At 67.6% G+C, this 21,822-nt stretch carries 20 protein-coding genes and 1 pseudogene; 6 read left to right on the forward strand and 15 right to left on the reverse strand.

Annotated elements, in window-relative coordinates; genetic code table 11:
- The 11 genes from AB4Z01_RS32155 to AB4Z01_RS32205 all read right to left on the reverse strand — a co-directional run.
- The coding region (locus tag AB4Z01_RS32155) for an anti-CBASS protein Acb1 family protein (RefSeq protein ID WP_441700370.1) at positions 1-311 on the reverse strand (311 nt) is incomplete at its 3' end.
- A 159-nt stretch (positions 312-470) separates the two neighbouring features.
- Entirely contained in the window at positions 471-2,042 is a 1,572-nt protein-coding gene (locus tag AB4Z01_RS32160; RefSeq protein ID WP_441700371.1) for a PBSX family phage terminase large subunit, read from the reverse strand.
- A 167-nt stretch (positions 2,043-2,209) separates the two neighbouring features.
- The gene (locus AB4Z01_RS32165; protein WP_441700372.1) at positions 2,210-4,117 is read right to left on the reverse strand and encodes a calcium-binding protein; all 1,908 of its coding nucleotides are present in this window, start codon (positions 4,115-4,117) and stop codon (positions 2,210-2,212) included.
- Positions 4,118-4,174: 57 nt separating this feature from the next.
- On the reverse strand, positions 4,175-6,112 hold the full coding sequence (locus AB4Z01_RS32170; RefSeq protein ID WP_441700373.1) for a calcium-binding protein: 1,938 nt from the start codon (positions 6,110-6,112) through the stop codon (positions 4,175-4,177).
- Between the two features lie 56 nt (positions 6,113-6,168).
- Positions 6,169-8,094 carry a calcium-binding protein gene (locus AB4Z01_RS32175; protein ID WP_441700374.1) on the reverse strand — a complete coding sequence of 642 codons (1,926 nt, stop codon included), beginning with the start codon at positions 8,092-8,094 and terminating at the stop codon, positions 6,169-6,171.
- A 254-nt stretch (positions 8,095-8,348) separates the two neighbouring features.
- Positions 8,349-9,065 carry a TOPRIM nucleotidyl transferase/hydrolase domain-containing protein gene (locus tag AB4Z01_RS32180; RefSeq protein ID WP_441700375.1) on the reverse strand — a complete coding sequence of 239 codons (717 nt, stop codon included), beginning with the start codon at positions 9,063-9,065 and terminating at the stop codon, positions 8,349-8,351.
- A gap of 77 nt (positions 9,066-9,142) precedes the next feature.
- Entirely contained in the window at positions 9,143-9,775 is a 633-nt protein-coding gene (locus AB4Z01_RS32185) for a hypothetical protein (protein WP_441700376.1), read from the reverse strand.
- Positions 9,776-9,810: 35 nt separating this feature from the next.
- The gene (locus tag AB4Z01_RS32190) at positions 9,811-10,215 is read right to left on the reverse strand and encodes a nuclear transport factor 2 family protein (protein ID WP_441700377.1); all 405 of its coding nucleotides are present in this window, start codon (positions 10,213-10,215) and stop codon (positions 9,811-9,813) included.
- Positions 10,216-10,294: 79 nt separating this feature from the next.
- Entirely contained in the window at positions 10,295-10,897 is a 603-nt protein-coding gene (locus AB4Z01_RS32195; RefSeq protein ID WP_441700378.1) for an NADPH-dependent F420 reductase, read from the reverse strand.
- Positions 10,898-10,927: 30 nt separating this feature from the next.
- Entirely contained in the window at positions 10,928-11,680 is a 753-nt protein-coding gene (locus tag AB4Z01_RS32200; protein WP_441700379.1) for an SDR family NAD(P)-dependent oxidoreductase, read from the reverse strand.
- Between the two features lie 44 nt (positions 11,681-11,724).
- Entirely contained in the window at positions 11,725-12,459 is a 735-nt protein-coding gene (locus AB4Z01_RS32205; RefSeq protein ID WP_441700380.1) for an SDR family NAD(P)-dependent oxidoreductase, read from the reverse strand.
- A 217-nt stretch (positions 12,460-12,676) separates the two neighbouring features.
- Between AB4Z01_RS32205 and AB4Z01_RS32210 the strand changes: the two genes are divergently transcribed.
- Positions 12,677-13,573 carry a LysR family transcriptional regulator gene (locus AB4Z01_RS32210; protein ID WP_441700381.1) on the forward strand — a complete coding sequence of 299 codons (897 nt, stop codon included), beginning with the start codon at positions 12,677-12,679 and terminating at the stop codon, positions 13,571-13,573.
- Between the two features lie 115 nt (positions 13,574-13,688).
- On the opposite strand, the gene AB4Z01_RS32215 is transcribed toward AB4Z01_RS32210, so the two are convergent.
- Positions 13,689-14,021 (reverse strand): hypothetical protein, encoded by a 333-nt coding sequence (locus AB4Z01_RS32215; RefSeq protein ID WP_441700382.1) that lies wholly within the window; start codon positions 14,019-14,021, stop codon positions 13,689-13,691.
- A 142-nt stretch (positions 14,022-14,163) separates the two neighbouring features.
- Here AB4Z01_RS32215 and AB4Z01_RS32220 point away from each other — a divergent pair, with 142 nt between their 5' ends.
- On the forward strand, positions 14,164-15,891 hold the full coding sequence (locus AB4Z01_RS32220) for a calcium-binding protein (RefSeq protein WP_441700383.1): 1,728 nt from the start codon (positions 14,164-14,166) through the stop codon (positions 15,889-15,891).
- A gap of 137 nt (positions 15,892-16,028) precedes the next feature.
- On the opposite strand, the gene AB4Z01_RS32225 is transcribed toward AB4Z01_RS32220, so the two are convergent.
- Positions 16,029-16,625: a DUF6456 domain-containing protein gene (locus tag AB4Z01_RS32225; protein ID WP_441700384.1), complete on the reverse strand. Its 597-nt coding sequence runs from the start codon at positions 16,623-16,625 to the stop codon at positions 16,029-16,031.
- Positions 16,626-16,741: 116 nt separating this feature from the next.
- Here AB4Z01_RS32225 and AB4Z01_RS32230 point away from each other — a divergent pair, with 116 nt between their 5' ends.
- Positions 16,742-17,035: a hypothetical protein gene (locus AB4Z01_RS32230; protein ID WP_441700385.1), complete on the forward strand. Its 294-nt coding sequence runs from the start codon at positions 16,742-16,744 to the stop codon at positions 17,033-17,035.
- A 417-nt stretch (positions 17,036-17,452) separates the two neighbouring features.
- Here the strand turns inward: AB4Z01_RS32230 and AB4Z01_RS32235 are convergent, their stop codons facing one another.
- Both AB4Z01_RS32235 and AB4Z01_RS32240 read right to left on the reverse strand, forming a co-directional pair.
- Positions 17,453-17,956 (reverse strand): hypothetical protein, encoded by a 504-nt coding sequence (locus AB4Z01_RS32235; protein ID WP_441700386.1) that lies wholly within the window; start codon positions 17,954-17,956, stop codon positions 17,453-17,455.
- Positions 17,956-18,288, reverse strand: a complete 333-nt coding sequence (locus tag AB4Z01_RS32240; RefSeq protein WP_441700387.1) for a hypothetical protein — start codon at positions 18,286-18,288, stop codon at positions 17,956-17,958. The genes AB4Z01_RS32235 and AB4Z01_RS32240 overlap by 1 nt, the downstream gene beginning before the upstream one ends.
- Positions 18,289-18,572: 284 nt before the next feature.
- Between AB4Z01_RS32240 and AB4Z01_RS32245 the strand changes: the two genes are divergently transcribed.
- The 3 genes and pseudogenes from AB4Z01_RS32245 to AB4Z01_RS32255 form a co-directional block, all read left to right on the forward strand.
- Complete coding sequence (locus tag AB4Z01_RS32245) at positions 18,573-19,151, forward strand: LexA family transcriptional regulator (RefSeq protein WP_441700388.1); 579 nt, start codon at positions 18,573-18,575, stop codon at positions 19,149-19,151.
- A gap of 83 nt (positions 19,152-19,234) precedes the next feature.
- A complete protein-coding gene (locus tag AB4Z01_RS32250; protein ID WP_441700389.1) occupies positions 19,235-21,454 on the forward strand; it encodes a calcium-binding protein in 2,220 nt (739 codons plus the stop codon).
- Between the two features lie 197 nt (positions 21,455-21,651).
- Positions 21,652-21,822 (forward strand): annotated as a pseudogene (locus AB4Z01_RS32255) (hypothetical protein); the annotation flags it as partial.

The following is a 21,822-nucleotide window of genomic DNA, read 5'->3' on the forward strand; positions in this document are numbered from 1 at the left end:
CCCAGCACCAGGGCCGCGCCGCCATACAGCCGGGCCAGCCGCAGCGCCCGCGCCACCTTGCGCTGGACGCCGAGCCGCGCCTCCTCCGCCTCGATCGCCGCGATCTGCTCCGGCGCGGCATGCCAGCGCCGCCATTCCCGGGTCATGTCGAAGGGCGGCACGTCGATTACCTTGCGGGCGATCCAGTCGCCCCGGTATGCGGCGTCGAGTTGCCCGCGGTCCTGCAGCACCAGGCCGAAGCGGTCATGCGCCAGCTTGTCCTTGGCGGTGGACAGCCCGGCAATGAGGTTGATCAGCGTATCCAGGAACAAGGCCGGCCTCCAAAGTCCCGAGTGGTTCAAAGCGCTTGCTCCTCCCCGTCATTGCGGGGAGGCGGAGCCGACGAGCCGATCCCGGGCGCCGGCGCGTGCGGCCCCTGGAACGCTTCGCTTCGCTGCGCTCGCAATGACGGCGGTCGCTCCGGCTTGCCCTCAGCCGAGCGTCCCGACCCAGCGCATCGAGGTGTCGTAGGTGCTGTGTCTCAGGCCCTCGATGGCGTAGCGCAGGGCGTCGATGGCGTGGTTCTCGCGGTCCTCGAGCCGCGGCTGCAGCTCGCCGGTGTGCCGGTCGGTCCGATAGCTGTACAGGGCCAGCTCGTCGATCAGGTGCCGGCAGCGCGGATGCACCAGGATGTCGTGGTTCTGCAGGAAGGCGACCCCCTCCTCGACCGACCCTGCCCCCTTGGTCGCCCCCACGATGTTGCCGAAGCCGTAGCGCTGCATGTAGCTGATCGTCTCCGGCCGGGCGCTGTCGGCGATGATCGGCCATGTCCGCGCCTCCGGGATGGTATCGAAGAGATCCGGCGTCCGGTCGATCTCGCAGCCGACCTGATAGGCCTCGTGGTCGACGAACAGCGTCCGGCCCTGCACGAAGCAGCGCACCAGCACCGTCGGGTCGCGGGCGAAGCCCCAGTCGGCGCCGAACAGGAACTGCGCATCGGCCGGCGTCTCGAACGTCTCCACCCGCCAGTTCTTGAACACCCGCGCCTCGCTGACGGTGCGATAGCCGCCCAGCCAGACATGCTGGTACTTGTCCGGATCGCGCTGCCGGTCCCACTCCATCTCCGCCAGCAGCACCGCCGGGAAATGCGGGTTGTCGGACCATTTCACCGGCACCAGCACGGCATCCGGCGGCGGCACCGGGCCCCGGAACAGCACATCGACCGGATCCTTCGGCCGCGTCGGGTTCCAGGAGAACCACAGCTCCGACCCCTTCTTGCGGATGGTCGGGCGCAGCAGCTCCAGGCTGCGGGCCGACAGGGCCTGCGCTTCCTCGACCCAGGCGATGTCATAGCCCTCGAGCGACTTGATCGACTCCGCCGTGTGGTTCTGCATGCCCTGGAAGATGATGCGGCCCCCCTGTGGCCCCAGGATCCGCTCGGCTTGCACCCGGAAGTGACCGCCGGCGCCCAGCGCCTGGATCTTGTCCTCGACCAGCCGCTTCACCGACTGGTCCAGCGACCGCTGCACCTCGCGGATGCACACCGCCCGCAGCGGCGCCGCCTCGATGCAGCGCCGCACCAGCAACTCGGCGAAGACATGTGACTTGCCGGAGCCGCGGCCGCCATAGGCGCCCTTGTACCGCGCCGGGCGCGTCAGCGGATCGAACGCGGGCGTCAGCTGGAGCGGCGGCAGGATCGTCACCGGCAGCACGGGCGCGGCCTCGGTTTCAGGCGGCAGACTCCCCAGTCGCTGGTAATGCCGCAGGAGCTCCTCCTGCTGCTCGGGGCTGCCGCCGCGCTTTTCGATCACGGCCCTGATGCCGCTCAACAGCGACTTGACCGCGTCCACCGCCACCGGCAACCGCCGCAGCCGCCGCCGCTCATCGAGCTGCAGGGCCAGGATCAGGACATGGGGCTTCCGCAGCAGCTTCGATCCATAGTCCTTGGCGTCGGACCTCGCATAACCCGCCTTGCGAACCGCGTCGGCACCATTGCCCAGGCGGACTATGAACCAAGCGAAACGGCACTGCCGCCAGTTCGGCTTTGTCAGCTCACTTGCCATGCGGTCCACGCTCCCCCGCTCCGAAACGACAGCGCCCGCCGCGGCGGTGCCGGGCGGGCGCAACTCTCTGACTGTGCCTGAACTATGCCACRYGGTGCGGCATCGCGTCAAGAACAAAGATCGAACATGCCACGCGACGGGCTGATCCGGTCGCCGGCGCGGCCGGATCAGAGCACGAAGTCGGCGGCCACCGGCGACAGGATGCCGGTGAGGGCGATGGCGAAATCGGCCAGCTTGTCGCCGTTGACATCGCCCGAGATGATGGTCTTGCCGGCGTCGGTCCAGATGTGCAGCTGGCCGGCAACGCCGGTGAACGCCCCGGAACCGAGATAGGTGAAGGCCTGGTCGCCGGCGGCCCCGGTATTGGCGTCGATCAGCGACAGGTCGATCCTGTCGCCCTGGGCGTGGCTGAAATCGGTGATCAGGTCGCGGCCCGCCGCCGTCGACGGGCTTTCCGTCGTCGTGACGAAGATGAAGCTGTCGGCACCGGCGCCCCCAGTCAGCTGGTCCATGGCGCTGCCGCCATGGAGCAGGTCGTTGCCGGCGCCGCCGTCGAGCAGGTCGTGGCCGCCCGCGCCGTCGAGCGCATCGTTGCCGTTGAAGCCGTTCAGCTGGTTGACGCTGCCATTGCCGATGATCGTGTCGTTGCCCTGGCTGCCGTTGATGTCCTCGATCGAGATCATGCCGCTTTCGGTCTGCAGGTTCAGGGTCACGCCGGACGAGCTGGCCCAGTAGGTGACCATGTCCCGGCCTTCGCCGCCGTCCAGGAGCGGTGCGCCGCCGCGGAGGATATCGTTGCCGCCCCAGCCCCGCAGCTCGCCGCCGTTGCCGGTGAGAACATCGTTGAACCGGCTGCCATTGACGCTCTCGATGCCGATCAGCACGTCGCCCTGTGCATCGCCCCCCGAGCAGGTGCCGTTTGCCAGGTTGACCGTGACCCCGGCTGCGCTGGTGTAGTAGCTGGCAATGTCATTGCCGCTGCTCCCGCTGAGACCGCCCTCACTGCCGTCCAGCCTGTCGGCACCCGCTCCACCCCTGAGGATATCATTCCCACGATCGCCATTCAGCACATCGTCGCCGTTGCTGCCGATCAGCAGATCGCGACCGGCGGTGCCTTCGACCTTCTCGATCGAGATGTAGGTGTCGCCTTCCGCCAGGCTGCCGGTTCCGTGCCCCTGCAACAGGTCGACCGTTACCCCGTCCGTGGTGTAGTAAAAACTTAAGGTGTCGAAACCCGTGCCGCCATTGAATATGTCGTTTCCATCTCCGCTGAAGAAAATGTCATCGCCGCCGTTACCATTCAGAATATTATCACCGGCAGAATCTTTCAGGATGTCATTGCCCTGACTGCCTTCGATATTTTCGATGGAGATCAGTGTGTCGCCGGCGGAATCACCCAGGAAGCCCTTTCCGGTTCCCAGGTTGACCTGCACCGCCCCGCCGCTGGCGGAGTAGCTGACGAGGTCGACGCCGGCGCCGCCGTCCAACTGGTCGCCACCGGACCCACCGCGCAGGATGTCGTCGCCATCATCGCCATAGAGGTAGCCGTGTCCAGACACGACATCGTTACCGTCTTCGCCGCTCAGGCTGACAATACCGGCTTGGCCGTTGAGGATATCGTTCCCATCCCCTCCGTACAGTCCGAAAGTGCCGGACGTAGCGGTCAGCACATCGTCCGCCGCACTGCCGATGAGATACTCCACCGAGATGAATGTGTCACCCTGAGCATCACCGCCCATGCCGGCACCAGTCGACAAATCGACAGTCACTCCTGCTGTGCTGGCGGTGTAGCTGGCGGTGTCCAAGCTGGCGCCTCCGTCCAGGACGTCCGCACCGGCGCCGCCGACCAGCAGGTCTGCGCCGTCGCCCCCGGTCAGCGTATCGCTGCCGGCGTCGCCGTAGAGCCAGTCGTTATTCCCCAGCCCCGAAAGCGTGTCGTTGCCGCCCAGGCCGTGCAGCTCGTCCTGCCAGTAGTTCGGGTCGATCACCGGGTCCCCGGTGGGCTGCGGCACCAGGATCTCCCCGTTTATCGTATCGTTGCCAGCGGTGCCAAAACGCGGTGCGGCGATCGCCATGGTCACTTTCCTCCCAAATGCATATCTAAACGCAGACGCGCCGCGTCCGAGCGCGGATCAGAGCACGAAGTCGGCGGCCACCGGGGACAGGATGCCGGTCAGGGCGATGGCGAAGTCCGCCAGCTTGTCGCCGTTGACGTCGCCCGAGACGATGGTTTTGCCGGCGTCGGTCCAGATGTGCAGCTGGCCGGCGACCCCGGTGAAGGCCCCGGTGCCGAGATAGGTGAAGACCTGGTCGCCGGCGGCCCCGGCATTGGCGTCGATCAGCGACAGGTCGATCCGGTCGCCCTGGGCGTGGCTGAAATCGGTGATCAGGTCGCGGCCCGCCGCCGTCGACGGGCTCTCGGTGGTCGTCACGAAGATGAAGCTGTCGGCCCCGGCGCCGCCGGTCAGCTGGTCCATGGCGCTGCCGCCATGGAGCTGATCGTTGCCGGCACCACCGTCGAGCAGGTCGTGGCCGCCCGCGCCGTCGATCGTGTCATTGCCGTTGAAGCCGTTCAGCAGGTTGACGCCGCCGTTGCCGATGATCGTGTCGGCGGCCTGGCTGCCGTTGACGTCCTCGATCGAGATCAGGTTGGTGTCGGTCTGCAGGTTCACGGTCCGGCCATACGCATAGTCCCAGTAGCTGACCAGATCCCTGCCTTCGCCGCCGTCCAGGATCATGGTGCTGGCATTCCCGGAGCCGAACCGCAGGATATCGTTGCCGCCCCAGCCGCGGAGCGCCGAGGTGGCGGGGGAGGAACCGCCGGTGAGGGCGTCGTTGAACTGGCTGCCGTTGACATAGTCGATGCCACTCAGGACATCGCCCTGCGCCTCGCCTCCCGTGCCGGTGCCGGTTGTCAGGTTGACCGTAACCCCGACCGCACTGGTGTAATAGCTGGCAGTGTCGAGCCCGGCGCTGCCGACGAGGATGTCGGCACCCGCCCCGCCACGCAGGAGATCATCACCGGCGCCGCCATCCAGAGTGTTATCGGCGTTGCTGCCGATGAGCACGTCATTGCCGTCATAGGCAAAGACCCGCTCGACCGAGATTAGAGTGTCGCCTTCCGCATAGCTGCCACTGCCGACTCCAGTCGTGAGATTGACTGTTACGGCTCCGCTGTAAGTATAACGAACGATGTCGTTGCCCGCGCCACCGTCGAGAGTATCACCACCATCGCCGCTATAAAACGTGTCATTGCCGCCAAAGCCTCTCAGAATATTGGCGTCGGTGGTATCGTAGACGATGTCATTTCCGTCGCCGCACTCGATGTTTTCGATGGAGGTCAAGCCATCGTCCCAGTTGCCATTGCCGAGAGTGAACGTCCGCCCCGTCGTGCTCCCGCGGAAGCTGACGGTGTCAGAGCCCTCACCGCCGTCGCCCCCATTGCCAATCAGGATATCGTCGCCGGCACCGCCATAGAGGAAGGCACCTCCGGACAGCACGTCGTTTCCAGCATCGCCAAGTAGCATGGCGCCGCTGCTTCCGGCGGTCAGGGTATCGTTTCCGCCGCCCCCTGACAGGAGGCTGGAGACGACAGAGGAGCCGGTCAGCACATCGTCCGCCGCGCTGCCCGTGAGGTACTCCACCGAGATGAAAGTGTCACCCTGGGCATCGCCACCCGTGGCCGAGCCGGTCGACAGATTGACCGTCACCCCGGCTGCGCTGTCGGCATAGCTGGCGGTGTCGTAGCCGGCGCCGCCGTCCAGGACATCCGCCCCGGCGCCGCCGACCAGCAGGTCGGTCCATTCGCCGCCCATCAGCGTGTCGACGCCGGCGCCGCCGTAGAGCGAGTCGTCGCCAACCTGCCCCAAAAGCGTGTCGTTGCCGGCATCACCGTAGAGCCAATCGTTGTTGCCCAGCCCCGAGAGCGTGTCGTTCCCGCCCAGGCCGTGCAGCTCGTCCTGCCAGTAATTCGGGTCGATGACCGGGTCCCCGGTGGGCTGCGGCACCAGGATCGCCCCGGTCATCGTATCGTTGCCCTCGGTGCCGAAACGCGGTGCGGCGATCGCCATGGTCGCTCTCCTTTCAAATCCTGATTATCCAAGCAGTCGCGCCCGGAGGTCCGAGCCTAGAGCACGAAGTCGGCGGCCACCGGCGACAGGATGCCGGTCAGGGCGATGGCGAAATCCGCCAGCTTGTCGCCGTTGACGTCGCCCGAGACGATGGTCTTTCCGGCGTCGGTCCAGATGTGCAGCTGGCCGGCGACCCCGGTGAAGGCCCCGGTGCCGAGATAGGTGAAGACTTGGTCGCCGGCGGCCCCGGCATTGGCGTCGATCAGCGACAGGTCGATCCGGTCGCCCTGGGCGTGGCTGAAATCAGTGATCAGGTCACGCCCCGCCACCGTCGACGGGCTTTCCGTGGTCGTAGCGAAGATGAAGGTGTCGGCGCCCGCACCGCCGGTCAGCTGGTCCATGGCGCTGCCGCCATGGAGCAGATCATTGCCGGCGCCGCCATCGAGCAGGTCGTGGCCACCCGCGCCGTCGAGCGCATCGTTGCCGTTGAAACCGTTCAGCAGGTTGACGCCGCCATTGCCGGCCAGCGTGTCGTCGGCCTGGCTGCCGTTGACGTCCTCGATCGAGACATAACGGGTGTCGGTCTGCAGGTTCACGGTCTGGCCGTCCGATCTGTGCCAGTAGGTGACCATGTCCCGGCCTTCGCCGCCGTCCATGATGATGTCGGCGCTGCCGCGGAGGATATCGTTGCCGCCCCAGCCCCGCAGCGCCTCGGTGTTGACATCGCCGGTGAGGGTGTCGTTGAACTGGCTGCCGTTGAGGTATTCGAAGGCGTACAGGACATCGCCCTGCGCATCGCCGCCCGTGCCTTTGCCGGACGACAGGTCGACCGTGACCCCGGCGGCGCTGGTGTAGTAGCTGACGGTGTCGAAGCCGCCGCCGCCGACGAGGAAGTCGGCACCCGCCCCGCCGCGCAGGAGATCATCGCCGTCGCCGCCTTCCAGTCGGTTATCGGCGCTGCTGCCGTTGAGCACGTCATTGCCGGAACCGGCGTAGACGTTCTCGATCGAGATTAGAGTGTCGCCTTCCGCATACCCGCCACTGCCAACTCCCGTCGCGAGATTGACTGTTACAATTCCGCCGTAACGAACGATGTCGTTGCCCGCTCCGCCGTCGAGAGTGTCGCTACCAAGGCCGCTGTAGAATGTGTCATTGCCCCCGCCACCCTTCAAGATATTGGCCTCTACGGAGTCGTACACGACGTCATTGCCGTCGCCGCACTCGATGTTTTCAATCGAGACCAAATGATCGTCCCATTCACCATTCCCGAGAGTGAACGTCTTCCCGGCCGTGGTGCCGGAGAAACTGGCCCAGTCGGAGCCCGCGCCGCCGTCCATCGAGTTTCCAGGCACACCTTTCAGGATATCGTTGCCGTCGCCACCCGAGAGATAGAAGCCTCCGGACAGCACATCGTCTCCAGCCTCGCCTCTCAGGCCGGCACCGGCGCTTCCGGCGGTCAGAGTATCGTTTCCATCCCCCCCACGCAGGTCGCCGCTGTCGGTAGAGGAGCCGGTCAGCACATCGTTCGCCGCACTGCCGATGAGGTTCTGCACCGAGATGAAGGTGTCACCCTGCGCGTCGCCGCCCGTGGCCGAGCCGGTGGTCAGATTGACGGTGACCCCGGCTGCGCTGCCGGCATAGCTGGCGGTGTCGAGGCCGGCTTCGCCGTTCAGGACATCCGCCCCGGCGCCCCCGACCAGGACGTCCTCGTGATCGCCCCCCATCAGCATGTCGACGCCGGCGCCGCCGTAGAGCGAGTCGTTGCCGGCATCGCCCGAGAGCGTATCGTTGCCGGCATCGCCATAGAGCCAGTCAGCATTGCCCAGCCCCGAGAGCGTGTCGTTCCCGCCCAGGCCGTGCAGCTCATCCTGCCAGTAATTCGGGTCGATCACCGGATCCGCCGGGGGCGGCTGCGGCACCAGGATCTCCCCGGTCATCATATCATTGCCCTCGGTGCCGAAACGCGGTGCGGCGATGGCCATGGTCGCTCTCCCTATTCCGAATTGAAATCCAGCTCGAATACAGCGTCAGCAGGCCCGGGCCGCCGGCTCTCTGCCGTGCCGACCCTGGCCGCCGGTCCCATGCGAGGACCAGACAACTCAATTAGGCGCAAATTATGTCGATTCCCGACCTCTCCGTCGAGCCCGGTGCCGGCAAATACGACCTGTCCAAAATCGACCCGTCATGGCGAACCCCAAAGGGGCGTGCCCATTCAACCAGGCCCGGAGAGCCGATGTCACAGCCCGCTGGTATAGGCCCGGCTCAGCACACCCAGCAGCGGCCGGGGCTGGCGGTCGAGGTCCAGCGCGAGAACGAAGAGGCCCGCATAGCGCAGCTTCCGCCGCGCGCCCGCCCCCAGGAACCGGTGAAGCTGAGCGCCGAAGCCGGCGTCCTGCCATGCGGCTTGCCTCTGCAGCGTGCGGAATGCAGCGAGGTCGCCCTCTTCCGCCAGGGTCGCCTCGATGGCGTCGGGTCCGACCGCGCGGATGAGCTCGTCCTCCAGGTCGCGGTCGCAGACGAAGAACCCCTCGCCTTCGAGGTCGCTGCGCGTCTCGGGCGGCGCATAGCCGGCCCGCGCCAGTTCACGGCGGAAATGCCGCTCCTCGGCGGCATCGCACAGGCCGCCGACGCGCAGCCCGGCGCCAGCCGGCCCGAAGCGGGCCAGGAACTTCGACACCGACCGGGCGCCGCCGATCGGCACCACGACCACGCCCTCCTGCGTCAGGTCTCTGGCCTGGAGGCTCGCCAGGGTCTCGACGGCGATCTGGTCGCTGATCCCCTCGACCAGCACGACGGACCGGGCATGCCGGGTGCGCTCCAGTGCATCGGCGGTGGCTCGCAGCGGGGCATCGGCCCCGCTGGCATATCCGGGGACGGCAAGCTCCCGGTGCCGGCGCCGCGCGCCTCGGCTCCGCGACTGCGCCGGCGCTGCATCTGCGGCTTTGTCAGCCAATCCGGCCACCCCTGCGTTCCGACAGGCCCGGCCATCGTACACATCGCGGAGGCGCCCGACCACGGCGCCGGGACCTGTCAGGGCCTCACGAACCGGTAGGCGAAGCGATCCGTCTCGCCCTTGATCGAGGGATCGAACACCTTGGTCGAGTGCGGATCGTCCTTGTTCGCGAGCATGGTGCTTTCCGTGTCCAGTACGAAGCCGGCCGCCTCCACCTCCTCGCGAACGGAGGCAGGCTCGATCCGATGCAGCGACTGGGCGTCGCTCGTGCCCGCCCCGACGGCGGCGGCGTGGTCTACGATGACGTAGGATCCGCCAGGCTTCAGCCGCTCGTAGACGGCTCGATTGAAGCGGGCTGCCGTCGCGCCCCCGGCCTGGATCAGCGCGGTGTGGAGATCGTGGTAGAACAGGTGCAGCCACAGGACATCCGCCGGCTGCATGGCCTCCGGCAGCGCCACCAGCTCCGCCGAGACGGCTTCGACATTCTCTCGGCCCGGCTCCTGCGCGAGCGTCCGCATGCGGCCGACCGGATCGGTCTTGAAGTGGGCGACTTCGGCCGGCACGAAGCTGTAGACCCGTCCTTCGGGGCCCACGACGTCGGAGAAGAGACGGGTCCAGTCGCCGTCGCCCGGGTAAACGTCGATGACGGTGGAACCCGCATCGATTCGTGCGAACCGGATCAGCTCGGACAGCTTGGATTGGTCGTACATTGGGACCTCCGTTGCGGTTGGGCAGACGGCCGGCGCTAGGCCGCGTCCATCTGCGCGGCCCGCGCCAGTGCCTGCGTGTCGATGTATTCCCGGATGCTCGTCAGCCTGCCGTTCCGGACCGTGATGGCGAAGATCCAGTCGTCCTCGAACGTCCTGTTCGTGGCTTTGATCTTTCCCCTGGCGAAGCCGACGACCAGGACCCGATCCCCCTGGGCTATGTATTCGCGGGGCTCTGTAGACGTTTCCATCGTCTTGGATGCCGTCTCAAGCAAATCCGCCAGCCCCGCATGTCCGTGGCGCGTTCCGGCCAGCGGCCAGTCCTTGCCCGGGATGATCCACTCGATGTCTTCGGCGACCAGCGCCAGCAGACTCTCCCTGTCGCCGCGGCCGATCGCGGCGAAGAAGTCCTTCACGGTCTGGACGTTGTTCTCGGTACTCATGGGAATCTCTCCTTTCCCCGGATCGGATCGCGCTCGATCCGATCCGGGCGTCGTGCCCCTGCCGGTGGGGACGTCGTGCTCATCCGTCGAACTTGACCAGATCCTTGAAGATCAGATGACCCCAGCTCTTTCCGCGCGCCTGGACCAGCAGCCCGCCTTCCGAAAGCCCGCCAAGCTTGATCGGCGCGAAACCGAGATTTTCCGCAAGCGCACCAATCTCCGCTGCGGCGTCGTCATCGTCACTGGCCAGGAACACGACTCTCCTGCCGCCATGTCCGGCGGGATCCTGGTCAAGAACGGCAGCGGCCAGATGGTTGAAGCCCTTGACCAGTCTGGCGCCGGTGAAGGCCTGCGCGACGGCCCTGGAAGAGGGCTGTCCTCCCAATTCCTCAGGGGACACGCCATAGGCGTTGGTCACATCGACGATGGTCTTCCCGTGCCAGCTGGGCAGCGCCTTCGCGACATCCCGGTGCGACCCGAAACGGACCGCCAAAAAGACGACGTCCGCCTTGACCGCGTCGGCCAGCGTTTTGGGGATGATCGTGGGTCCGATCGCGGCCGCAGCGGCTGCAAAGCTTTCCGGGTCGCGCGTGGTTGCGACGGATACTTCGATGCCGTGGCGGGCGAACGCCCTGGCCAGGGCCTGGCCGATCTTGCCGAATCCTACAATCGAATAGCTCATACTGTTTCTCCGATCTTGTTGACGCCGGGGTCAGACCTGCGCCATGCCGCCATCGACAGCGAGATCCACGCCGGTGATGAAGGAACTTTCATCGGAGGCGAGGAACGTGACGGCAGCCGCGATCTCTTCCGGCTTACCCCTGCGACCCATCGGGACCTGCGAAGCAAATTGGGCGGCCGCTTGTTCGGCTTGCTCGCGGGTAAGGCCCGTCGTCGTCTCCAAGGCGGGCGTCTCGGTTGGTCCGGGGCTCATGGCATTGACGCGGATTTTGCGATCCTTCAGCTCCAGTGTCCAAGCGCGCGCGAAGCTTCGCACCGCCGCCTTGCTCGCGGCGTAGGTGCTGAATGCTGGCAGCCCCAAGATGTTGGAGACCGAGGAGGTCAGGATGATCGAACCGCCGTCTTTGAACAGCGGAAGCGCCTTCTGGACCGTAAAGAACAGCCCCTTCACGTTCACATCGAAGGTCTGGTCGAAATGGGCCTCGGTCGCCGCCGCGAGCGGTGCGATCGTCCCCGCGCCTGCGTTCGCGAAGAGAATGTCGATGTGACCATGCTCCTCCTTCACGACGGCATAGAGCCGGTCCAGATCCTCCAGGCGCGACACGTCGCCCACGACCGTCGTAACGTTTCTCTCGATGAAGGCTGCGGCCTCCTTCAGCTCTTTCTCTCGTCGCCCGGTGATCACGACGTGCGCACCTTCGTCCACGAAGCGCTTGGCTGTGGCCAGGCCGATCCCGCTGCTTCCACCCGTGATGACTGCGACCTTACCGTCCAGTTTTGTCATGATCTCTTATCCTTCGTTGTGTGGGGCACGAGACCGTGCCGGGGTCAGAGCTGCGCCAGGCCGCCGTCGACGGCGACCTCGCTGGCGGTCATGAAGCTGCTGTCCGACGATGCGAGAAAGGCGGCCACGGCCCCGATCTCCGCCGGATCCGCCATGCGCTGGAGCGGAGTCATCGAGGCGAAGACCTTCTGGCCCTCCTCGCCCAGCGCTTCCTTCGCGAGTTCGGTCGCCGTCGCCCCGGGCGACAGCACGTTGACCCGGATGCCGGTGCCCTTCAGGTCCTCCGCCCAGCTCCGCGCGAGGTTGCGCACCGCCGCCTTGCTCGCGCTGTAGGCGGTGAATGCCGGGGCGCCCGTGGTGCCGGCGCTCGATCCGGTCAGGATGATCGAACCGCCCGCGGCCATCAGCGGCAGCGCCTTCTGGACCGTGAAGATCGTACCCTTCACATTGGTGTCGAAGGTTTCGTCGATGTGCCCGGCGGTGATCTCGCCGAGCCGAAGCGGGCGTCCCGCCCCGGCATTGGCGAAGACGATGTCGAGGGTTCCGCGCTCGGCCTTCACCGCCGCGTAGAGCCGGTCGAGGTCGGCCTCATCCGAGACCGAGCCCTTCACCGCGCGGGCATTGGGCCCGAGCTCGGCCACAGCGGCGTCGAGCGCGTCCTGCCGGCGGCCGAAGATGAAGACGAAGGCGCCCTCCTCGATGAAGCGCTTCGCTGCGGCGCGGCCGATGCCGGTGGCACCACCCGTGATGACGGCAACCTTACCCTCAAGCTTTCCCATGACGTCCTGCAAACTCCGCCTTTGACTGATCGGGGAGGTCCCCGGGACGCTCGAAATGGGTCTGTCGGCGTCGGGCGTTGAGTGCGGAGGCGCGCACATCGGTGGTGCGAAATCGATCCGGCCGGACGGCTGACGCCGGCCGCGACGATCGGTGTCGGCCGTTCGATGTGCTAGATACGGGCTGTGGAAGCCGCACCGCGCGGCGCGGGAATGCACCATGATCGACTGGGATGACGTTCGCTACTTTCTTGCCGTCGCGCGCGGAGGCTCGGTGCGGGCCGCCGCCCAGCGCCTCGGGGTGAACCACTCGACCGTGCTGCGACGCGTCGCCCAGCTCGAGGACCGCCTCGGGGCGCAGATGTTCGAAAAGCTGCCGTCGGGCTACCGCCTGACGGCTGCGGGCGAGGAGGTCCTCGAGCTCGCGCACCAGATGGAAGCGTCGTCGCTCCAGCTGGAGACGCGCGTCTTCGGTCGCGACCAGAGCGTGCGCGGGCTTCTGCGGGTGACGCTGGCGCCGCCCCTCGCGACCCACCTGCTGATGCCGGACTTCGCCGATTTCGCGCGTCTGCATCCGGACATCGAGATGGAGATCCTGTCGTCCGGCGAGCTGGCAAACCTGACCAACCGAGAGGCCGACGTCGCGATCCGCGTCGTCTACGACCGCAAAACCCTGCCGCTCAATCTGCACGGCCTGAAGGGGCCGGAGCTGTTCGGCGGCGTCTACATCTCCCGCGATCGACTGGCCGCGTGGCGTGCGGGTGCGCCCGATCCCATCCGGTGGATCGTCATAAGCATGCATGGCATTCCGGCCTGGGCCCGCGAGGGAGATGTTCGCACCACGGGGGTTCCGTTGAGGACCACGGACGGCGAGGCGCAGATCGTGGCAGTCCGCCAAGGGCTCGGGATCACGACACTGCCGTGCTTCGTCGGGGATGCCGACCCCCTGCTGGCGAGGGTGCCGGGCACCGAGCTGCACATGCATGGGACCCTCTGGCTTCTCACGCAGGGGGACACCCGCAAGACCAAGCGCGTGCGGCTCTTCACCGAGTTCGTATCCCGCAGGCTCGCCGCGCACGCGCCGCTTCTTGCGGGGCTGTCCGTATCGCGCGACTGATGCTCGCGGCCGTGATCGGCCTGTCCTCGGCGACTTCGCGCTGTAGCGCCGGTCGTCACCCGGAAGCGCATCCACTCGTCCCGGCTGTTTGCCCGTGGGGGCGATGAGCCGGCGGCTACGGCCTCTCGCCCCGGTCCACGCTCATGGACGGCGTTCCGCGCCGCGATGCCGGAGGACACGATCCCGTCACGGCACGCCCACGGCCTGGGGCCGGCGGCCTCGCCGCGGCCCGGCTTCCCCTCCCCCCGGGCGCCGGGTCGTCACGGCCGGTCAGGCGGTAATGGTCGGCCAGGGTCTTCAGCCCGTCCTCCAGCACGCCCATCACCGTCGCGGCTGCGCCCTGCCGGACCGACAGCGCCCGGACGTCCTGCTCATGGCAGCACACCGCCTCCACCACCGCCCCGACATGGGCGCCGAGGCAGCGCAGCCACATTGGGACAGGTGTCACAATCCTCTGGTATAAAACAGCAGATTCGGGTCAAATTGATCCCATCATCTGCAGCCATTTGAACCAGTCGATTTGCGCAACGCCGGCCCCCGATCCGGGCAAACTTTCAGACCCGGGCGGATGCCATCGGGAGGGGAACATCATGGCCATCATCACCGGAACTCCGGGAGACGACGTCTTTTCCGGAACGAACGACAACGACATCATCGCCGGCAACGGCGGTGACGACGTCCTGAGCGGCGGCGGCGGTGATGATAGGCTTGAAGGCGGCGAGGGTTCGGACGATCTCTTCGGCGGCGCCGGAAACGACGTCCTTTCCGATGCCTCGGTGTACGACTTTTCGCTGCACCAGATCCTCGATGGCGGCGACGGAATCGACACCGTTGACTACAGCCACAGCCAGTACAGCCGCGGCATCGTTCTCGACCTGAGGAGCGGTGACGGCGAGGGCGGCAGCCTCACGCTGGTTTCGATCGAGAACCTTGTCGGCACCAACCATTCCTTCGATATATTGTTTGGCAATGACGGTAGTAATGTCATCGACGGCCTCGCCGGCGACGATTGGCTGGCCGGTCGCGGCGGTGACGACGTGCTGCGCGGTGGGGCGGGCGCCGACGATCTCCAGGGCCAGGAGGGCAGCGACACCGCCAGTTACGACGAGGGCACCGTCGGCGTGACCATCGACCTCGCGGCCGGTACCGCATTCGGCGGCAATGCCCAGGGCGATACCTTCCAATTGATCGAGAATGTCACCGGCAGCCAGGGCGACGACACGCTCACCGGGACAGCCGGCGCCAATGTCCTGGCCGGCTGGGGCGGCAATGACCTCCTCCGCGGTGGCGCCGGCGCGGACCGGCTGGACGGGGGCACGGGCACCGACACTGCCACCTACTACACCGGCTCCGCCGGGGTGACGATCGACTTGGCCACCGGCATCGGGTCGGACGGCGATGCCCAGGGCGACACTTTGCTCGGCATCGAGAACGTCAACGGCAGCAACCAGGGCAACGACACACTGATCGGGAATGCCGGCGCCAACACCCTGGCCGGCTGGGGCGGTGACGACGTGCTCCGCGGCGGCGGCGGCGCTGACAAGCTCGACGGCGGCACCGGCAACGACACCGCCAGCTGGTACACCAGCGCAGCCGGCGTGACGATCAACCTCGCCGCCGGCACCGCCGGCGGCGACGCCCAGGGCGACACCCTGATCGGCATCGAGAACCTTACCGGCAGTCAGGGCAACGACACGCTGATCGGAAATGCCGGCGCCAACACCCTGGCCGGCTGGGGCGGCGACGACGTGCTCCGCGGCGGGGCCGGTGCCGACCGGCTCGACGGCGGCACCGGCAGCGACACCGCCAGTTACTACACAGGCTCGGTCGGCGTGACGGTCAGCCTCACGACCGGCACCGGCATGGGTGGCGACGCCCAGGGCGACACCTTCATCAGAATCGAGAACATCAACGGCTCGACCGGCGCCGACTGGATCGCGGGCGACGCCCAGGCCAATGTGCTGAACGGCTGGGCCGGCCAGGATGCGCTGCGAGGCGGCGGCGGCGCCGACCGTTTCGTCTTCACCGCCATCACCGACAGCAAGGTCGGGGCGGCCGACGCGATCACCGATTTCAAGTCTTTCGAGGGCGACCGGGTCGACCTGTCGGCGATCGACGCCAACACCAGCGCCGCTGGCGACCAGGCCTTCAGCTTCATCGGCAATGGCGCCTTCACTCATCATGCCGGTGAGTTGCGCTCCACCGTCTCCTTCGGCGTCACCACCATCATCGGCGACGTCAACGGCGACGGAGTCTCAGACTTCCAAATTGAGCTCTCGACCTTGTTCAACCCCGTCGCCGGCGACTTCGTGCTGTAGCGCCGGTCGTCACCGGGGAAGCGCATCCACCTGTTCCAGCTCACTGCCGAGGGCGGCGATCCGGTCGGCTCCGGATCGCGCCGTCCGCGCTCACGGACGGCGCTCCACGCCCCGCGATGCCGGAGGACACGACCGCGTCACGGCACGCCCACGGCCCGAGGCCGGGGGCCTCGCGGCGGCTCGGCCTCCCCTCCCCCCGGTGCCGGATCGTCACGGCCGGTCAGGCGGTAATGGTCGGCCAGGGTCTTCAGCCCGTCCTCCAGCACGCCCATGATCTTTTCGCGGCTGCGCCCCTGCCGGACCGACAGCGCCCGGACGTCCTGCTCGTGGCAGCACACCGTCTCCACCACCGCGCCGACATGGGCGCCGAGGCAGCGCAGCGCCGATTTGTAGGCGCGCAGGGCTCCGAGCTGCACCTCGCCCGGGCCCAGCACCGCGCCGGTGCCGCGGATGCCGGACGGCAATTCGCTGTCGCAGTTGCGCGCCCCCAGCACGCCGATCTCGAACTGGTCGCGCAGCCGCTGCCCGGCCGAATGCATGCGCGGGCTGATCGTGCCCCGCGCCGCCAGCCGGTCGAGCGGCGATTGCACCAGGCGGCCCACCGGGGCGCCGATCGCCGTCCCGGTCGGCCGGTCGACGATTCCCGCCGCATGCCGGCCCCGTTCCGGGGTCTCCCGCATCTCTTGCCCGTCCGCGGCCGCGCCGCCGCGGCCGATCCTGCGTCGCACCATCATGACCCTCTGCCGGTTTCGGGAAGCTCGTGACCGGACGGCCTGCGCGCCGCCTCATCTCTTTGATTGGGAACAACTTCCGGAGTCGCCCCCTTGCTCTAGGGAGGACCGGAGGTCGCATGTCTGAACCCCCAGGACAGGCCGAGGCGATCCACGCCTGGCTGCGGATCTATCTGCTCAACTGGCAGGAGGGCCATCAGCCCTCCGCGCTGGAACTGGCATGGATTGCCCGTGCCATGCGCATCGCCAGGGAAGGCGGCAGCCTGGGCCGGATCCACGACTGCGTCCTGGCCGCGATCACGCACCGGGCGCCGGCGGAGCCGCCCGAGCCCTATGGGCTGGAGCAGTTCCGCCGTGACTTCGCCGCCTTCCGCGAAGCCCATTTCAGCGGCCCGGCCGCCGCGCGTCTCTGACGCTTCACAATGGTGCTGGCCGACCTTCTTATCCTCCCCCTCCCCTTGCGGGCTACGGCATTCACACATCGATCAGCGACACCAGCGGCCGGTATGGGAACAGATTGCCTCTCCCGCTTGCGGGAGAGGTCGGACATCCGAAGGATGGCCGGGTGAGGGGATAGCGACCTCGCCGAAAGTGCCGCTTTCCAGGACCGAGCGCATGATCCGCCCGGTCCTGAAACGCTGATCCGGGTGTCGTGGCCGAGCCGCCCTCACCCGGTCTCGCTGCGCGAGCCCGACCTCTCCCGCAAGCGGGAGAGGCAATTTTGATAGCGCTCGGAGATGTGTGAATCCGATAGCCTTTGCGGGAGGGGGAGGATTGAAGCCGTGAGCCAGCCCAGACTCAGCGGTTCTGAACGGTCTCACAGCCCAGGCTCACCACAGCGCCATCATCGCCGTGGCACAGCCGGTCGGCGACCACCGGGCCGGCGGGCGGATCCGAACCAGCGGACCGGCCGGCTCGGGATGCTCGTGCCGGGCGAATTCGCGGCGCCGCACCGCCGCGTCGTAGCTGGCGGCACTGTCCTTCGTCGGCCGCGGCCAGCCCGCCTGCGCCATCCGGAGACGGTCCTTTGCCTGTGCCAGGGCCAGAGTCCGTGTCGCGCTGGGCCCGGGCCGGCGCGGCACCGTGCGCTGGCCGGTGCCGGCGACCTCGAAGATGCGCCGGCGGCGGCCGATGACGGTGATCAGCCCGGCGCGCCGCAGCCGGCGCAGCTCGTAGCTGATCAGGCCGGGATTGCTGCCGATCCCGTGGCCGGCGGCCTGCAGCGTCGCCGTCAGCTCGGCCGTCGAGGGCGTCACCGCCCCCTCCTCCGCCGCGGCGGCAATGATGGCGAACAGTGTCCGGCTGCGGTCGCTGAGCGGGGTTTCGCCGCGCATCACGCGCCCCTCCCCGGCGCCGGCGCTGCCGCCGGGTCGACCAGGGCGAAGGCCGACCCGGTCGCCAGCACGCAGGCGGTGCCGCCGGCCTGGATGCCGAGCACGGTGGCCGTGCTGCCGTCGGCCGAGGCCAGGACCTCGATGACGAAGCCGCGGTCGGACAGCATCCGCGCCACCGGGGCCTCGTGATAACGCTCGTTCAGCGCCGCGGCGACGACCTCATAGGGGGCACAGGGGCTCTCCGCCTGGGCCGCGGCCGGGGCCGTCTCGACAGCAATCAAAGCCAGGGCGAGACCGGCCGCCGGGCCGGCAAGCGCGGATGCGAAGGACATGATCGAACTCCGAAAGGAAGGGCGGTCATCCGGGCCGCCACGGTCCATGCGGAAGGAAGGGTCAGCCGGCGCCGCTGAGCCGCAGCAGCGCCGCGGTCAATCCCAGCAGGGTTGCCAGGGCGAGAATGTCCAGAAGACGCGGGATCATCTCGGTCGGCCTTCGGATGGCATGAAATGGGACCAAAGCCATATCATGAGAATTCCCCATTATGGGGAATATGTCAAGTCGATTTTTCCCAAAATGGGGAATGACAAACCCGGATCGATCTTCCAGAATGCCCGGAATGGGGAACGGACTGAAACGGCTGCGCCAGGCCCGGGGCTGGACGCATGAGCAGGCGGCGGAGGCCATGGGCATCTCGCGCGGCCAGCTGATCAAGCTCGAGCGCGGCGAGCGGCGGCTGACCGCCGACTATATCCGGCTGGCGGCCGAGGCTTTCGGCACCAGCGAGCTGGAGGTGCTGGGCACGCCCCGCACCGTGCGGCTGGTCGGCAAGGTCGGCGCAGGGGCCGAGGTGCATCTGTTCGACGGCGACGCGTCGTCGGAGCGGATCGACGAGGTCGAGGCCCCGCCCGGCGCCGACGAGGCGACGGTGGCGGTGATCGTCGAAGGCGATTCCATGTTCCCGCGCTACATGGAGCGCGAGACCATCTACTACCGCCGCGCCGACACCACCGGCGACCCGGCCGGCCTGATCGGGCGCGAGGTCGTGGTCCGCCTGGCCGACGGCCGCACCTTCGTCAAGGTGCTGCGCCGCGGCTCCGGCCCCGGCTATTTCACCCTCGACAGTTACAACGCCCCGCCGATGGAAGATGTTGTGATCGAATGGGTGGTGCCGGTGAAATGGGTCCGGCGGGACTGACCGGCCTGCCCGCCCCTTCCGGCCGCACCGATCGACGCATCCGATGATACTCTCTTCCAGCCAACGAGCAGGGGGAGATCATCATGTCGGTGCGGAAATGGGGTGTTGAGCAGGTCGTCGGGACCACCGACGCCCAGCTTGGGTCCAAGGACGCGGATGTCGCCGGCCTCGCCGATGGCGGCTACGTCGTGGTGTGGGAGGACGACAGCACGACCCAGCGGGTCCTGGCCCAGCGCTTCGATGCGCTCGGCAACCCGGTCGGCACGGAGATTGTGGTCGTCAGCAATGAGATCGCCGGCACGGCGTTCTCCCAGCCGCAGGTCACCGGGCTGCTGAACGGCGGCTTCGCGGTCACCTTCACCTGCTCCGCCGGCGGCGGCAACGTCTGGGCGAACACCTATGCAGCCGACGGCGCCTTCCTGGCGCGAACCGGGTTTGGCGAACCCACCTCCGACAACGACAGCGCGATCGCCACGGATGGTGCCGGCTTCCGCCAGGCGCTCCAGTCCGGCGGCAACATCCGCGTCGGCGCCGCCACCGTCAATGACGATGCGACGGCGGGGGTCCAGCAAGCGCCCGTGATCGCCGAGATCGCCGGCGGCGACCGCTATGTGGTCGCCTGGATCGACCTCAATGGCGGCGACAATGTCCGCTACCGAGTGTTCGAGGACAACGGCACCGCCGTCACCGCGTCGACGCAGGCCAACACGTCGCCGGGCGTTGCCGAAGCATTGCACGCCCCCAGCGTGATCGGGCTGGCCGATGGCCGGTTCGCAATCGCCTGGGGCGAACTGTCGACCGCCCTGCAGGATCGCGACGGCTACAGCGTGCACGCCAAGATCTACGCGGCCGACGGCACGCAGGAGGGCGGCGAGTTCGTGGTCAATGCGACCTTCAAGAACCACCAGGCCTTCCCCGACATGGTCGCCCTGCCGGATGGCGGCTTCGTCGCCGTCTGGTCCGATTCCTCGGCGGGGTCCGGCGACTTCGACTATGGCATCGTCGGCCAGCGCTTCGACGCGTTCGGCGCCCGCATCGGCGGCCAGTTCACCGTCAACACCGAAACCGACGGCACTGGCGGCCAGTACCTCCCGCACATCGCGGGACTGGCCGACGGCCGGCTGGTGGTCGAATGGCACAGCGGCGCCACGGGCGAGATCCGGACCGAGATCATCGATCCGCGCGACGGGCTGGTCAGCGGCACCGAAGCGGCGAACACGCTCTATGGTCATGACGTCGGCGGCGACGAGATCAGCGGCTTCGGCGGCAATGACATCCTCGCCGGCCTCGGTGGCGACGATTCGCTCTATGGCGGCAGCGGCGCCGACGAGCTGCGCGGCGGTGCCGGCGCCGACCGTCTCGATGGCGGCAGCGGCATCGACACCGCCACCTACGCCGCCAGCTTGGAAAGGGTCGTTGTCAGGCTCGACACCGGCCTGAACCAGTTCGGCGAAGCGCAGGGCGACGTGCTGACCGGAATCGAGAACCTGTCCGGCAGCCAGTACGATGACACCCTGTTCGGGAACGCCGGTGCCAATATGCTGCAGGGCGGGAACGGCAACGACGGGCTTGTCGGCAACGATGGCGGCGACGTGCTGTACGGTGATGCCGGCGACGACGGGCTCGATGGCAGCAACGGTGACGACGTGTTGTACGGGGGTGCCGGCGACGACTTTCTCGGCGGCGGCGACGGCGACGATGTGTTGAATGGTGGTGCCGGCTCCGACTATCTCCAGGGCAGCGACGGCATCGACACCATCAGCTATTTCAGCAGCTCGAGCGGGGTTGCGGTCAATCTCTACTTCGGCACGGCCAGCGGTGGCGAGGCGCAGGGCGACACCGTTGGGTTCGGCATCGATAACCTGTCCGGCAGCCAGGGCAACGACACTCTGGTCGGGAGCAGCGGCATCAATGTGCTGCAGGGCTGGAACGGCAACGACGTGCTCACGGGAGCCCGTGGGGCAGACACGCTGAGCGGCGGCGCCGGGGCCGACCGTTTCGTCTATCTCGACGTGGTCCAGAGCCTGACCGGGGCCGGCGCCGACCGGATCACCGATTTCAGCCACGCCCAGGGCGACAAGATCGATCTCTGGGCGATCGACGCCGACACCGCCGCCGCCGGGAACCAGGCCTTCAGCTTCATCGGCACCGCCCTCTATTCGGGCGTCGCCGGCCAGCTGCGCTATGCCGTGGCCGGCGGCGTCACCACCATCGCCGGCGACGTCAACGGCGACGGCGTCTCGGACTTCCACATCCAGCTCACCGGGGCCATCGCCCTGGTCGCCGGTGATTTCTCGCTCTGACAATGACGTGGGCGACCGCCGCGCTCGATACAATTCGCACAAAATGCGATAGTATCCCTCTTCTCCGGTCAGCCGGACCTCCCGTTTGGGAGATGCCGTTGGCGTGGTTTCCGGCGCAGATTGGTCGCCGCCGGCTCGTGCTCTGATCCAAGGTGCGGCCGCACCGCCTGCCGCTGTCGTGTAGCCAGGAGGCCATCATGGCCGTCGTCAACGGAACCGCCGGGAATGATCTGATCCATGCCGCCGGCGACGGGCTGATCGCCCCGCCGGGCTTCATCGACAACCCCGGGGCGACAGCCGGCGCCGACACGCTGAACGGCCTCGGCGGCACCGACGCGATCTATGGCGGCGGCGGCGACGACCTGATC

It is taken from the genome of Inquilinus sp. YAF38, from assembly GCF_052113205.1.
Classification (GTDB): domain Bacteria; phylum Pseudomonadota; class Alphaproteobacteria; order DSM-16000; family Inquilinaceae; genus Inquilinus.

Excerpts from the sequence above, each read along its gene's own strand:
- AB4Z01_RS32210 (WP_441700381.1), top strand. The coding sequence starts at position 12,677 with ATGATCGACTGGGATGACGTTCGCTACTTTCTTGCCGTCGCGCGCGGA.
- AB4Z01_RS32195 (WP_441700378.1), bottom strand. The coding sequence starts at position 10,897 with ATGAGCTATTCGATTGTAGGATTCGGCAAGATCGGCCAGGCCCTGGCC.
- AB4Z01_RS32170 (WP_441700373.1), bottom strand. The coding sequence starts at position 6,112 with ATGGCGATCGCCGCACCGCGTTTCGGCACCGAGGGCAACGATACGATG.
- AB4Z01_RS32245 (WP_441700388.1), top strand. The coding sequence starts at position 18,573 with ATGGGGAACGGACTGAAACGGCTGCGCCAGGCCCGGGGCTGGACGCAT.
- AB4Z01_RS32165 (WP_441700372.1), bottom strand. The coding sequence starts at position 4,117 with ATGGCGATCGCCGCACCGCGTTTTGGCACCGCTGGCAACGATACGATA.
- AB4Z01_RS32225 (WP_441700384.1), bottom strand. The coding sequence starts at position 16,625 with ATGATGGTGCGACGCAGGATCGGCCGCGGCGGCGCGGCCGCGGACGGG.
- AB4Z01_RS32160 (WP_441700371.1), bottom strand. The coding sequence starts at position 2,042 with ATGGCAAGTGAGCTGACAAAGCCGAACTGGCGGCAGTGCCGTTTCGCT.
- AB4Z01_RS32250 (WP_441700389.1), top strand. The coding sequence starts at position 19,235 with ATGTCGGTGCGGAAATGGGGTGTTGAGCAGGTCGTCGGGACCACCGAC.
- AB4Z01_RS32240 (WP_441700387.1), bottom strand. The coding sequence starts at position 18,288 with ATGTCCTTCGCATCCGCGCTTGCCGGCCCGGCGGCCGGTCTCGCCCTG.
- AB4Z01_RS32230 (WP_441700385.1), top strand. The coding sequence starts at position 16,742 with ATGTCTGAACCCCCAGGACAGGCCGAGGCGATCCACGCCTGGCTGCGG.
- AB4Z01_RS32200 (WP_441700379.1), bottom strand. The coding sequence starts at position 11,680 with ATGACAAAACTGGACGGTAAGGTCGCAGTCATCACGGGTGGAAGCAGC.
- AB4Z01_RS32205 (WP_441700380.1), bottom strand. The coding sequence starts at position 12,459 with ATGGGAAAGCTTGAGGGTAAGGTTGCCGTCATCACGGGTGGTGCCACC.
- AB4Z01_RS32185 (WP_441700376.1), bottom strand. The coding sequence starts at position 9,775 with ATGTACGACCAATCCAAGCTGTCCGAGCTGATCCGGTTCGCACGAATC.
- AB4Z01_RS32220 (WP_441700383.1), top strand. The coding sequence starts at position 14,164 with ATGGCCATCATCACCGGAACTCCGGGAGACGACGTCTTTTCCGGAACG.
- AB4Z01_RS32235 (WP_441700386.1), bottom strand. The coding sequence starts at position 17,956 with ATGCGCGGCGAAACCCCGCTCAGCGACCGCAGCCGGACACTGTTCGCC.
- AB4Z01_RS32175 (WP_441700374.1), bottom strand. The coding sequence starts at position 8,094 with ATGGCCATCGCCGCACCGCGTTTCGGCACCGAGGGCAATGATATGATG.
- AB4Z01_RS32190 (WP_441700377.1), bottom strand. The coding sequence starts at position 10,215 with ATGAGTACCGAGAACAACGTCCAGACCGTGAAGGACTTCTTCGCCGCG.